The sequence below is a fragment of the Mycobacterium sp. VKM Ac-1816D genome, assembly GCF_000416385.1.
Taxonomy (GTDB): Bacteria; Actinomycetota; Actinomycetes; order Mycobacteriales; family Mycobacteriaceae; genus Mycobacterium; species Mycobacterium neoaurum_A.
This window is the reverse complement of the sequence record NZ_AOHQ01000132.1, coordinates 107387-120135: the sequence shown is the minus strand read 5'-3', so window position 1 is coordinate 120135 and position 12749 is coordinate 107387. Positions and strand designations below refer to the sequence as shown.

The 12749-nt window shown below is 65.8% G+C and carries 12 protein-coding genes and 1 riboswitch; of the genes, 6 read left to right on the top strand and 6 right to left on the bottom strand.

Going from position 1 to position 12749, the window contains the following annotated elements:
- Positions 1-25: 25 nt before the first annotated feature.
- The 5 genes from G154_RS12230 to thiC all read right to left on the bottom strand — a co-directional run bounded on the left by G154_RS12230 (position 26) and on the right by thiC (position 5332).
- Positions 26-1513, bottom strand: coding sequence for an NAD(P)/FAD-dependent oxidoreductase (locus G154_RS12230; protein WP_019513271.1), 1488 nt, complete (start codon positions 1511-1513; stop codon positions 26-28).
- An 18-nt stretch (positions 1514-1531) separates the two neighbouring features.
- On the bottom strand, positions 1532-2308 hold the full coding sequence (locus G154_RS12225; protein ID WP_023985237.1) for a DUF4190 domain-containing protein: 777 nt from the start codon (positions 2306-2308) through the stop codon (positions 1532-1534).
- Complete coding sequence (locus G154_RS12220) at positions 2305-2931, bottom strand: alpha/beta family hydrolase (RefSeq protein WP_019513699.1); 627 nt, start codon at positions 2929-2931, stop codon at positions 2305-2307. Before G154_RS12220 ends, G154_RS12225 begins: the two co-directional genes overlap by 4 nt.
- Positions 2928-3767, bottom strand: a complete 840-nt coding sequence (gene thiD, locus G154_RS12215) for a bifunctional hydroxymethylpyrimidine kinase/phosphomethylpyrimidine kinase (RefSeq protein ID WP_019513700.1) — start codon at positions 3765-3767, stop codon at positions 2928-2930. The genes G154_RS12220 and thiD overlap by 4 nt, the downstream gene beginning before the upstream one ends.
- Positions 3764-5332: a phosphomethylpyrimidine synthase ThiC gene (gene thiC, locus G154_RS12210; protein ID WP_019513701.1), complete on the bottom strand. Its 1569-nt coding sequence runs from the start codon at positions 5330-5332 to the stop codon at positions 3764-3766. The genes thiD and thiC overlap by 4 nt, the downstream gene beginning before the upstream one ends.
- A riboswitch (TPP riboswitch) is annotated at positions 5324-5432 on the bottom strand. It overlaps the preceding gene by 9 nt.
- 87 nt (positions 5433-5519) lie before the next feature.
- On the opposite strand from thiC, the gene G154_RS12205 reads away from it, so the two are divergent.
- A complete protein-coding gene (locus tag G154_RS12205; RefSeq protein ID WP_019513702.1) occupies positions 5520-7202 on the top strand; it encodes an MFS transporter in 1683 nt (560 codons plus the stop codon).
- Positions 7203-7240: 38 nt separating this feature from the next.
- On the opposite strand, the gene G154_RS12200 is transcribed toward G154_RS12205, so the two are convergent.
- A complete protein-coding gene (locus G154_RS12200; protein ID WP_019513703.1) occupies positions 7241-7864 on the bottom strand; it encodes a TetR/AcrR family transcriptional regulator in 624 nt (207 codons plus the stop codon).
- A 405-nt stretch (positions 7865-8269) separates the two neighbouring features.
- Here G154_RS12200 and G154_RS12195 point away from each other — a divergent pair, with 405 nt between their 5' ends.
- The 5 genes from G154_RS12195 (at position 8270) to G154_RS12175 (ending at position 12720) form a co-directional block, all read left to right on the top strand.
- A complete protein-coding gene (locus G154_RS12195) occupies positions 8270-8872 on the top strand; it encodes an MSMEG_1061 family FMN-dependent PPOX-type flavoprotein (protein WP_019513704.1) in 603 nt (200 codons plus the stop codon).
- A gap of 62 nt (positions 8873-8934) precedes the next feature.
- Positions 8935-9804: a PDR/VanB family oxidoreductase gene (locus G154_RS12190; RefSeq protein ID WP_200879137.1), complete on the top strand. Its 870-nt coding sequence runs from the start codon at positions 8935-8937 to the stop codon at positions 9802-9804.
- Positions 9805-9857: 53 nt separating this feature from the next.
- Positions 9858-11381 (top strand): PPE family protein, encoded by a 1524-nt coding sequence (locus G154_RS12185; RefSeq protein ID WP_019513706.1) that lies wholly within the window; start codon positions 9858-9860, stop codon positions 11379-11381.
- Between the two features lie 74 nt (positions 11382-11455).
- On the top strand, positions 11456-12178 hold the full coding sequence (locus tag G154_RS12180) for a siderophore-interacting protein (protein WP_019513707.1): 723 nt from the start codon (positions 11456-11458) through the stop codon (positions 12176-12178).
- A gap of 71 nt (positions 12179-12249) precedes the next feature.
- Positions 12250-12720: a hypothetical protein gene (locus tag G154_RS12175; protein ID WP_234713032.1), complete on the top strand. Its 471-nt coding sequence runs from the start codon at positions 12250-12252 to the stop codon at positions 12718-12720.
- Positions 12721-12749: the final 29 nt, after the last annotated feature.

Here is a 12749-nt window from a genome sequence, read left to right as displayed (position 1 = left end):
TCTCGACAGTTGGTTGATTGCGATGTCAGGCGATCGCGTAGTCGCTCAGGGGGAACTCGGAGGCTTCCCTGATGGCGGTGTCGGTGGTGGTGGGCCGCAACAGCGTGGGCTCACCGGCGGGGTTGTAGTAGTAGGACCGCGCGCCGGCGCAGTTGCCGAGGGTGAACAGCGAATTGCCCAGCAGATCGGTCATCCGGTCCAGGTAGCGGCTGTTCGCCTCCTCGGTGACCTCGAAGGTGCTTGCGCCGCGGCGCTGCACCTCGGAGAACAACCGGTCCATCAACCGCATCTGGTACTCCATGGTGTTGAAGAAGTTCAGCCCGAGGAAGGCGTACGGGCTGGCCAGACTCAGGTAGTTCGGGAAGTACGGCATGGACACACCCTGGTAGGCCTGGAAACGCGTTTCGCGCCACCACTTCCCGAGATTGCGGCCCTCGCGGCCGATCACCTCGATGGCCGGGAAATTGGCCTCCCACAGGTCGAACCCGGTGGCCAGTACCAGGGTGTCGATCTCGTTCTTGGTGCCATCCTTGGCGACGATGCCGTCGGTCTGGATGTGATCGATCCCGACATCCTGCAGGTGGACGTTGTCCCTGGTGAACGCGCGGTAGTAACCGTTGCTGAATGTCGGTCGCTTGCAGCCGAAGTCGTAGTCCGGAGTGAGCCGCCGCCGCAGATCCTTGTCCCTGATGGTCAGGAATCGGTGCAGCTTGGACAGGTCGGCGGCCGAGATGTTGCCGCGTCCGCGGAAGGTCTTGTAGTAGACGACGCCGATGGTCACCATCCACTCGTAGATCGAGTCGGTGAGCCAGCGCAGCGCCCGCTGGGTGGCCGGGATACGGGCGAACAGCTTCTTGGTCCGCGGGCCGAAACGCATATCGATCTTGGGCACCACCCAGATGGGGGTGCGTTGATACACCGTGAGGTCGGCCGCGGTTTTCGCCAGCTCCGGGATCAGCTGCACGGCCGTGGCACCGGTGCCGATGATCGCGATGCGACGTCCGGCGGGGTCGAAATCGTCATCCCATTCCGCGGTGTGGATGACCTTGCCCGCGAAGCTGTCGATGCCCGGGATATCGGGCAGCTTGGGCTGGGACAGGAAGCCGGTCGCGGTGATGAGATACCGGGTCGTCAGCGTCTCGGTCGTGTTGTCCTGGGAAGCGATGCTCACCTGCCACGCCTTGGCCTCGTCGTCCCAGCGGGCACCGTGGACCACGGTGTTGAACCGGATGTGGCGTCGGATGTCGTACTTGTCGGCCACATCGTCGGCGTACTTCTTGATCTCCGGACCGGTCGAGAACAACCGCGACCAGTTCGGGTTGGGTTCGAAGTAGTAGGAGTAGGTGGTGGTCGGGACGTCGACGGCCAGCCCGGGGTAGTGGTTCACATACCAGGTGCCACCGAGATCGTCCTCTCGGTCGAGCAGGACGATGTTGTCGATCCCCAGCCGTTTGAGCTGGATGGCGGCACCTATACCGGCGAAGCCGGCGCCCACGATGACGGCGTCAAACATGGTTGAAACGGTACCTCGCTACTGCTGCAGCGATCCGGTGCGTGGGACGTCGGTGGTGGCGATGCAGGTCACGGCGCGATCGCCGCGCTTCCAGGAGTCCTCGGTGGGGTAGAGCACGAACATGCCCACCTCGGGGTCTTCCATCGCGTCCGGGGAGAACTCCTGCAGCGCGGGTGCGCAGCGATCCTGGTAGTCGATGATCGCGGACTGGCCGGGGAAGCTGCCGCCGGGCACGTCGATGACGAAGTACACCTCGCCCTTGTGCGGTTCGGTGCAGCTGACCGTCTTGACCGAGGCCACCAGGCTGGCGTCCGACGGGATCTCCGAGAGGCAGTCGCCCAGCCCGATATCGGCGGCGTTGACGGAGTTCGGGTCGAAGAGATCGGCGAACTCACTGTCGGCGATCTTGTCCTTATTGGCCGCCACCAGCGCGAACACGGCGATGAGGCCGACAATCCACAGCGCAGAGAGGATGAGGCCCGCAATCGCCATCCCGCGGCCGCCCTGGCCCTTCTTGGCCTTGTTCAAGCCGACGATGCCGGCGACGACGCTGATCAGCACGCCACCGATCACGCCGAAGATCAGCGAGACGACGGCCCACCAGTTGGTGCCCGGCGCCTGCTGCGGCGGGTAGGGCTGGCCGTACTGGTCGGTGTAGGGCAGCGGCGGAGGGGGCGGGGGATACTGGCCACCCGGTGGAGGCGGTGGATATTGGCCACCGGGCGCAGGCGGTGGATACTGGCCACCGGGCGGGGGTGGGGGGTATCCCTGGGGCTGCTCCGGCGGCTGCGTCATGAGAGAAAGATAACCGCGGCGGCGACCGAGAGCGCGGGCACGTCCGAAGTCGTGGAACGAAGATCATGGCGTGCGCCGGCGACCTCGACGATCCGGGTCGGCCCGGCCACCAGATCCGCCGCCGCGCGCAGCTCCTCGATGGTGCCGAACGGGTCCGCGGTGCCGTGGGTGAACACCGTCGGCACGGTGATACCGGGCAGGTGCTCGGTCCGGGACCGTTCGGGCTTGCCCGGTGGGTGCAGCGGGTAGGAGGACAGCGCCAGCAGGTCCGGGCGTTCGCTCGGGTTCGCGGTGACCATGGATGTCATCCGGCCGCCGTAGGAGTGCCCGCCGGCGATCACCGGTCCGTCGGTCTGGGTGCGCGCCCAGGCGATGGCCTCGGCGATACCGGCCTGATCACTGGCGGCGGAATTCGACGGCGGGCCCTTCGGTCTGCGGCGCCGGTAGGGCAGGTTGTAGCGGATGGCCAGATAGCCCTGCCGGGCCCATTCGTCGCACAGGCCGACCAGCAGCGCGGCGTCCCGGTCGCCGCCGGCGCCGTGGGTCAGCAGCACGATGCCCGCGGGGGTGGTGGCCGGTTCGTGGGCTATTCCTGCTATACCGGCGGGGTCGGGCAGGCTCACAACCGCTGCAGCCGGAACAGCGGGTTCACCGGGCCGTGGCCGTGACCCAAGGGGTACGCCGCGCGGATGCATTCGGTGATCCACGACTTGCCGAACGCGACCGCGTCGGGGACCGAGAAGCCATGGGCCAGAGCGGATGCGGTGGCCGCGGCCAGCGTGTCGCCGGCGCCGTGGTCGTGTCCGGTGTCGACGCGAGGTTCGCTGAACTCGTGGAATTCGGTGCCGTCGAACAGCAGGTCGGGGCTGAGCTCGGAGGATCGCAGGTGCCCGCCCTTGACCAGGGCCCACTGCGGGCCCAGAGCATGCAGCGCCCGCGCGGCATCCCGCTGGGTGTCGGTGTCCACCACCTCGATACCGGTGATCAGACGGACCTCGTCGAGGTTCGGGGTGACCAGGGTGGCCAGCGGGAACAGTTCGGTACGCACCGAGTTCAGTGCCGACGGATGCAGCAGCGGGTCGCCGTGCATGGAGGCGCACACCGGGTCGACGACCAGGGGCACGGTGCCGGCCAGTCCCTCGGCCCGCCAGGTCTCGGCAACCACACCGATGATCTCGGCGGAGGCCAGCATGCCGGTCTTGGCGGCCTGGATGCCGATATCGGAGGCCACCGCGCTGATCTGACCGGCGATGATGTCCAGTGGGATCTCGTGAAAGCCCTTGACACCCACCGAGTTCTGCACGGTCACCGCGGTCATGGCCACCGTGCCGTGGATGCCGAGCATCGCGAAGGTGCGCATATCGGCCTGGATGCCCGCGCCGCCGCCGGAATCGGACCCGGCGATCGTCATCACCCGCAGCGGGGTTGCCCCTGGCCGGGGCAGCGGTAGGAAGTTCATGGCACCAAGGGTAGATAGACCCGATTTCCACGTTCGGCGAACTCCACCGATTTGTCCGCCATGGCGTCGCGAATGTCCTGCGTGATCCGCATGGAACAGAATTTCGGACCACACATCGAGCAGAAATGCGCGGTCTTGGCCGGTTCGGCGGGCAATGTCTCGTCGTGGAACTCGCGCGCGGTGTCGGGATCCAGTGACAGCGCGAACTGATCGGCCCAGCGGAACTCGAACCGGGCGGCGCTCAGGGCGTCGTCACGCTGCTGGGCGCGGGGATGGCCCTTGGCGAGGTCGGCGGCGTGCGCGGCGATCCGGTAGGCGATCACCCCGTCCTTGACGTCCTTGCGGTTGGGCAGCCCCAGGTGTTCCTTGGGGGTGACATAGCAGAGCATGGCGGTGCCGGCCTGGGCGATGATGGCCGCGCCGATGGCGCTGGTGATGTGGTCGTAGGCCGGGGCGATATCGGTGGCCAGCGGGCCGAGGGTGTAGAACGGCGCCTCGTCGCAGAGTTCCTCTTCCAGGCGCACGTTCTCCACGATCTTGTGCATCGGCACGTGCCCGGGACCTTCGATCATCACCTGCACGCCATGGGATTTCGCGATCTTGGTGAGCTCGCCCAGGGTTTCCAGTTCGGCGAACTGGGCGGCGTCGTTGGCATCGGCGATGGAGCCGGGCCGCAGGCCGTCACCGAGGGAGAAGGTGACGTCATAGCGCTGCAGGATCTCGCAGAGCTCCTCGAAGTGGGTGTACAGGAACGATTCCTGGTGATGGGCGAGCATCCAGGCGGCCATGATGGAGCCGCCGCGGCTGACGATCCCGGTGACCCGTTCGGCGGTCAGCGGAATGTAGCGCAGCAGGACCCCGGCGTGCACCGTCATATAGTCGACGCCTTGCTCGCACTGTTCGATCACGGTGTCGCGGTAGGACTCCCAGGTCATCTTGGTGGGATCACCGTTGACCTTCTCCAGTGCCTGGTACATCGGGACCGTCCCGACCGGGACGGGGGAGTTGCGCAGGATCCACTCCCGGGTCAGGTGGATGTCCTTGCCGGTGGAGAGGTCCATGATGGTGTCCGCGCCCCAGCGGGTGGCCCAGACCATCTTGTCGACCTCTTCGGCGATGGAGCTGGTGACCGCCGAATTGCCGATATTGGCATTGACTTTCACCCCGAATGCCTTGCCGATGATCATCGGTTCGCTCTCGGGATGGTTGTGGTTGGCCGGGATGACCGCGCGGCCGCGGGCGACCTCGTCGCGCACCAGCTCCGGTGACACCGCCTCGCGTTCGGCGATGAACGCCATCTCCGCGGTGATCTCACCGTTGCGGGCGCGCTGCAACTGGGTGCCGCGGTCGCGGATGACGTTGGCGCGCTTGGGCAGTCCGCGCTGCAGGTCGATGACGGCGTTGTGATCGGTGTACGGCCCGGAGGTGTCGTACAGGTCGAAGTGCTCGCCGGTGCTCAGATGCACCCGGCGCGACGGCACCCCATTGGGTGAGTAGACCTTGGAGCTGCCGGCGATGGGGCCGGTGGTGACATCGGAGGTACGGGGGTCGACAACGGCACTCATTACACATCTCCCTACGCCGGCATTATCCGGTCAGGTTCGTACGGTCGACGGCCCTAGCCGTCCTCTCAGCGCGCTGGTGCGTGCTCCCGTGTGGACCCGTTCACGGTAGCGCATGCTCGTCCGATTGCCGAGCGATCGTTTGTATAGCTAATATATGTTTTTGCCGATCGTAGGGATTTGAGTGCCGATGACCCTTGAGCTGGACAAGATCCATGAGCACCCCCGCTACAAGTGGGTCGTGCTGTCGAACACGACGTTGGGCATCCTGCTGGCGTCGATCAACGCCTCCATCGTGCTGATCTCGTTGCCGGCGATCTTCCGCGGTATCGGTCTGAACCCGCTGGACCCGGGCAACATCAGCTACCTGCTCTGGATGCTGATGGGTTATCTGGTGGTCACCGCCGTGCTGGTGGTGCCGTTCGGCCGCCTCGGCGACATGTTCGGCCGGGTGCGGATCTACAACCTGGGCTTCGTCGTCTTCACCGTGGCGGCGGTGGCACTGTCCTTCGACCCGTTCCAGCTCGACGGCGGGGCGATCTGGCTGATCGGGTGGCGGGTGATCCAGGGCATCGGTGGCGCGATGCTGATGGCCTCGTCCTCGGCGATCCTCACCGACGCGTTCCCGGCCAATCAGCGCGGCATGGCGCTCGGGGTGAACATGGTGGCCGCCGTCGCGGGCTCGTTCCTGGGACTGCTGATCGGCGGGGTGCTGTCGGAATGGCATTGGCAGGCCATCTTCTGGGTGGGCGTGCCGATCGGTGTGCTCGGGACCGTGTGGAGCCTGCACTCCCTGGTCGAGCTGGGGGTGCGCACACCGGGCCGGCTGGATTGGGCGGGGACGCTGACGTTCGGTGTCGGCCTGACCGTGTTGCTGATCGGCATCACCTACGGCATTCAGCCGCATGGTGATTCGAGCACAGGCTGGACCAATCCGTGGGTGCTCGGATCGATCATCACCGGACTTGCCGTGCTGGTGGTGTTCTGTCTGATCGAGCTGCGGGTGGACCAGCCGATGGTCGATATCCGGTTGTTCCGGTCGGCGGCCTTCGGGATGGGGAACCTGGCCGGGCTGATGTCCTCGGTGGGGCGCGGCGGTCTGCAGTTCATGCTGATCATCTGGTTGCAGGGCATCTGGCTTCCGTTGCACGGCTACAGTTTCGAGTCGACACCGCTGTGGGCCGGTATCTATCTGCTGCCGGTCACCATCGGCTTCCTGATCGCGGCCCCGCTGGCCGGGTCGCTGGCCGACCGGTTCGGCGCGCGGCCACTGACGGTGGGCGGCATGCTGCTGATGGCGGTGTCCTTCGTTGCGCTGTTGCTGATTCCGGTGAACTTCGACTACTGGGTGTTCGCGGTGCTGGTGTTCCTCAACGGACTGGGCGGCGGCATCTTCACCGCTCCCAACACCGCGGCCATCATGTCCAGCGTGCCCGCGTCGCAGCGTGGTGCCGCCTCGGGTGTGCGCGCCACCTTCTTCAACGCCGGATCGTCACTCTCGATCGGAATCTTCTTCTCGCTGATGATCGTCGGGCTGGCCGATGCGCTGCCCTCGGCGATGAGCAGCGGGCTGCAGGCTCAAGGGGTGTCGGCTTCGGTGGCCCAGCAGGTGGCCAACACGCCACCGGTCGGCAGCCTCTTCGCCGCGTTCCTGGGCTACAACCCCATCGACGAACTGCTCGGTCCCTCGGGTGCGCTGTCGGATCCCGGCGTGAACGCCGAGGTGCTGACCGGTAAGACCTTCTTCCCCGAACTGATCACCGGTCCCTTCCATGCCGGGCTGACGGTGGTGTTCCTGGCCGCCGCGTCGATGATGCTGATCGGGGCGGTGTCCTCGATGTTCAGCGCGGGCCGCTACAGCGGAGACACCTAGATCGGCGGGGTTCGTCCGCGCCGGTTGATCGCCGTCGGTCAGGGTTCACGGGTGAGGTATCGCGTGAGCATGGAGACCAGCTCTGTTTGTAAGGTATCGGCATCGAAATCCTTTGGGGCGGACATCGCTTGGTGGACGACCGACTCGATCGTCAGAACGACGAGTCGCGCTGCCGCATCTTTGTCTTCAACGACGACCTCTGGTCGTCCGTCGAGGAGCTTCTTCATCGCCTGAACTGACTCTTGTTGCTGTTCGGCAACCTTGGCCATGAGTTCGTGGGTGCGTGGCGCCTGGTCGATGATGACTCGCAGAAACTCGGGGTCGTGGCGGTGATTGTGAATGGCCGCCGCGACGATATTGCGTATTGCGTCCTGCACGGAGGTGATGGCACCTGCCTCGAGGTGGTCGGCGGTTGCGGCGACACCGGCGTCGAGGTGACGGCCGGCGAGTTCTATCAGGATTGCGTCTTTATTGGGGTAGTACTGGTACAGGGATCCGACGGAAATATCGGCGCGTTCGGCGATTCGGTTCGTCGTGCCTCGGGCATAGCCGTGCTGGGCGAAGACCTCGACCGCCGCTTCGAGGATCTGGTCGCGGGTGCGTGCGGACCTCTGCTGACGCGGCCGCTTACGCGGCTGTAGCGGATGCTTGTTCGAGGGCACCTCACCGTCCTCACTGCTGGAACGATCAGCCTAGCCGCGCGCGGATCCGAGTGAAGGGTGTCGTACACGCCTTGAATCAGTGCCGGTCTGACGTTCCGCGACATCGTTATCCGGGTTGTCCGGCCGCGAAATGCGAGCAGGGCCGGTCGCCGAGGGAACGTGGATGCCCACCGAACGTCGCTGCAGCGGCCCCACATGCGGAGAACTCGTCTCCGGCTGCCGGCGATGATCGCGCTGAAAGCGAGTAGCCATTGGCGTGGCTGTGTGCGGATAATTAGTGCTCTAGCTGCAGATATGCATTTCACCAAGGTCGGCGCGCCTGGGTGCAATAGCTCACTTTTGATGTGGGGAGGGAGTCGTCTTATGGGAAGTTCCGTGATTCAGACGAGGAGCCGCTTTCGGCGGGTGGAGCTGTCGGAGATTCGGCGCGTGCTCGGTGAGCCCGACGGCATGGCGCGGGCGAAGATCTTCGACCACATCGGTGAGCACCACCGCCGGTTCATCGCGCACTCACCGTTGGCGATGATGGCCACCGCCGATGCGGTGGGCCGCGCAGACTGTTCTCCTCGCGGCGACTACCCGGGGTTCGTCAAGGTACTCGACGCGCGCACGCTGGCGATGCCGGACCGTCCGGGTAACAAGCTGGCTGATTCGTTCACCAATCTCGCCGAGAATGACGGCGTCGGCCTGTTGTTTCTGATTCCTGGGATGCGAGAAACATTGCGTGTCAACGGCAATGCCTATGTCACCGATGAACCCACGGTGTTGACCCGGATGCGCACCGAAGCCAAACAGCCCTCGCTGGCGATCATCGTCGAGGTCGCCGAAGCCTACTTTCACTGTGGACGTGCCCTGATCCGATCCCGGGTGTGGGACCCGGCAAGTCAGGCCCTCGCCGGGCAGATGCCCTCATTTGGCGAGATCGTCGCCGCGCAGATGGGTCTTGACATCCCCGGCGAAGCCATCGAACACGATCTGGAGCGCAACTCCTACCGGTCGTTGTACTGATCAAGGAGACAATGCTCGTGCAACACACCATTATCGAGCGCATCGCTCACACCGTTGACGGCGTGGCAAGCCTCACCCTCAGGGGTGGCGACGGACCGCTGGCGCCGTGGGATGCCGGGGCGCACATCGACGTCGAATTACCCAACTGGCTGACCAGACAGTACTCGCTGTGCGGCGATCTCGATGACCGTGAGCATTACCGCATCGCGGTGCGTCACGATCCGCTCAGCCGAGGCGGGTCGGAATATGTCAATCTCTTCTTGCGTGAGGGGCAGCGCCTGTCGGTATCGCTGCCGCGCAACCACTTCGAGCTCCAGGAAGCCTCGTCATACCTCTTCATCGCCGGCGGTATAGGCATCACACCGCTGCTGCCGATGATGCAGGCCGCCAGCGCGGCAGGTGCCGCGGCAACGCTGCTGTATGTGGGTAAATCCCTGGCCGACATGCCGTTCGGAGCCGAACTCCGGGATCGCTACGGTGCGGGGGAGCAGGCCATACTCGTCGAGACCAACCGTCATCAACGGCCCGACTTCGCGGCAATCGCCGACGTGCTGGACCCGCACGCTCTGGTCTACGGCTGCGGGCCCGAATCGATGCTGGCTGATGTCGAACGTGCCTTTCCCGCTGAGAAAACCCGTATCGAACGGTTCCGGCCGGCCATCAAGGCTCGTGGGTCCAACTCACGTTTCCAGGTGCTCTGCGCGCGCTCACGGCAGTCCATCGACGTCGCCGCTGACACCTCGCTACTGGATGCGCTGCTGGATGCCGGATACCCGATCGGCGCCGGTTGCCGGGAAGGAGTGTGCGGCAGTTGCGAAGTCCGCGTCCTCGCCGGGCAACCCGATCACCGCGACGACATCGGTGCACCCCACGGGTGCATGTATGCCTGCGTGTCGCGGTCGTCGACGCCTCGGCTCGTTCTGGATCTCTAGCCGGCCATCCCGGCCCGTACCGCGCTTCACGACGAAGGAATCGACGAAGAATCATGACCGGCCCATTGTGGTTCGCCTCTCCCCCCGAAGTACATTCGGCGCTGCTGTCCGCGGGCCCCGGCCCCGTCGCCTTGCTGGCGTCGGCAGGTGCCTGGCACCGATTGAGCATCGAATACCGTGAAGCGGCGATCGAACTCCGCGCCATCCTGGCCGCGGTGCAGGCGGGTCACTGGCAAGGGCCGAGCGCCGCAAGCTATCTGGTCGCGCATCAGCCCTATCTCGGGTGGCTGTCCGACGCGTCGACAGTCTGTGCCACCACGGCCACCCAGCTGGAGCACGTCGCCGCCGCCCATCTCGTCGCGCTCGCCGACATGCCGACGCCGGCCGAACTCGCGCTCAACCACACCACCCACGCGGCACTGGTCGGCACGAACTTCTTCGGCATCAACACCATCCCGATCGCCGTCAACGAAGCCGACTACCTGCGCATGTGGATGCAGGCTGCGACGGCGATGGTCGTCTACGACGGCGTCGCAGCCACGGCACTGGCCTCGGTTCCGCGGTTGCCGCCGGTCCCCCCGATTCTTGCGAGCAGTCCAGCGTGCTCCGACGGTCTCGCGAATGCCGCGCGCATTCACGCCGTCGACACCGCGACGGCGCTCAACAGCAGTGCGAGCCTGTCCGACCTGCTGGAGGCCGTCCTGAAGATCCTGGTCCCAGCGCCCGTGTTCGACATCATCGACGCGCTCCAGAATCTCAACCTCGGCGAGATTCTGGCCTTACTTGCCACCAGTCCCGCCGCCGCGCTCTTTGCCCTGTCCCCGTTGATCACCGCCGTGTTCGGATTCATCGGATACATCAGCATCAGCCTCACCCTTTTCGCCCTGCAGATCGGTGCCGCGCTCCTACTGCTCGGGCCCGCCATCGCCTTGCCAGTTGCCATCGCCCTGTCGGATCCCGGCCGGCTGCTTCACCCTGCTGCCCCGATCCCTGCACCGGCACCTGCCGGAACAACCCCGACCGGCACGGCCACCGCAGTGACATCGCTGCCGGTGATGACGGCTCCGGCCACGCCCGCCGGTGCCGCGGCCCCCACGGCGACTCCCAGCCACAGCACACCTGCAGGCCCGCCGAGCCACACTCCCACCGCAAGCCCGGCGAGCCCGCTGCCATATGCCGTCGTCCCACCGGATTCCGAGCCGCCCACCCATCCGGGTCTGCACGGCGCGGACACGCACGGCGCTCCCACCGCCGTCGGCGCCGCCGCCTCGACAGCAGCGACCCGACGCAACGCATCACCTGGACGACGCCGCCGACGGCGCCGAGAGGACCTGCCCGGCGAGGACCACATCCACGTCTACGAAGATCTGCAGGACACCACACCCGCCGATCCCGTGCCCTCCACGGCCGTGGCCGGTTCGGGTCCCGGCGCCGGCACCCTCGGTCGTCGCAATGCCCTCGCTGACCGACGCTCTCGTGCACGCGGTTTCACCCATGCCACCGCATATCTCGACGATGACACCCCCTCTTCCGCACCGCTGTTGCCGGGCGCCTGGCCACCACTGGACGAGCGCTAACACCATTGCCCGCATAGGACCCCCAGCGCCACATCATCCCGAACCGGGACGGCGCGACGACGAAAGGAATTGCCATGGCTACCCTCACCGCCCGCCTCTCCGATCTGGCCGCCGACGTCCTGTTCACCTCGGTGCGGGTCACCGAGGTCACCGAACTGACCCCGAAGTTCCTCAAGGTGAGCCTGGGCTGCGACGCATTCACGCGCGCCCACTGGACTCCCGGCGACAAGCTGCAACTTCGTCCCCGTCGCGGATCGCTGGCCATGCGGACCTACACACCGATCAACTGGAACCCCGACGAGGGCACCACCGATGTGGTCGCCTACCGTCACGGCGACGGCCCGGCCGTGCGCTGGTTCGACAACGCCGTCGCCGGCGTCGATGCCGAGATATTCGGCCCGAGCAAGTCGCTCGATCTCTCCGACACGGTGACGCACACCGTGTTCGTGGGAGACGAGACCAGCATCGGCCTGGCCTACGCACTCCAGCAGCTCAACCCGAACGGCGTATTCCTCTACGAAGCACATGAACCGGAACAGTTGTCGAATGCACTGGCCGCGTTGGGCATTGACGCCGATTCGCACATCCTGCGCAAATCCGCCGATCGCAGAGAATTGCTGGATCACCTCTTCGAGGCCGCCGCGATCGGTCGAACGGGAGCATCGGTCGACATCGTGGTCACAGGCGACGCCGCCACGGTGAACGCCGTGCGCCGCGGTCTGAAGGCTCGTCCCGACCTGGCACTCCGGATCAAAGCGCGCGCCTACTGGGCATCCGGGTGCACCGGACTGAGCTGATTGGACCGCCGATATCCGCGCCACCCAAAGCCCTTGCAGGACAAGCACCAATGAGGAGAAGGACGAACACCATGACGCTCACGACCATATGCCGGAACCGCGCCGACCGTCCGACGTTGGCGACGATGACCGTCGTACTCACTGTCGTAGCTACGCTCGGAGCCGCTGTGGCCCGGGCCGAACCTGTGCCGACCGCACCGTCGGCCGATCAGTTGACCTCACAGATGGCCGTGATCTTCGACCTGAACGCCAACAGAGCGCAGCGCGCGTCCTATCTGGAAGCCGGCGACGCGGCGCTCCCGGTGGCAGATATCGTGGCTCGACCGATGGCGCAGCATCGGTCGATGGTGTCCATGCGCGTGGAGAATCCGACACTCGACGGCACACGGCTGAGCGCCCAGCTGGTGATGTCGGTGATGGGCATGGGAGTGCAGCACCGCCCACTGGCTTGGGTCGACGAAGGCGGAACGTGGAAGTTGTCGACCGGCTCGCTGTGCAGCATCTACACCGAGACCTCCCGAACTTCTGACTGCCCGGTGTGACGCGGGTCGTGTAGTCCCAGCATGGCCAC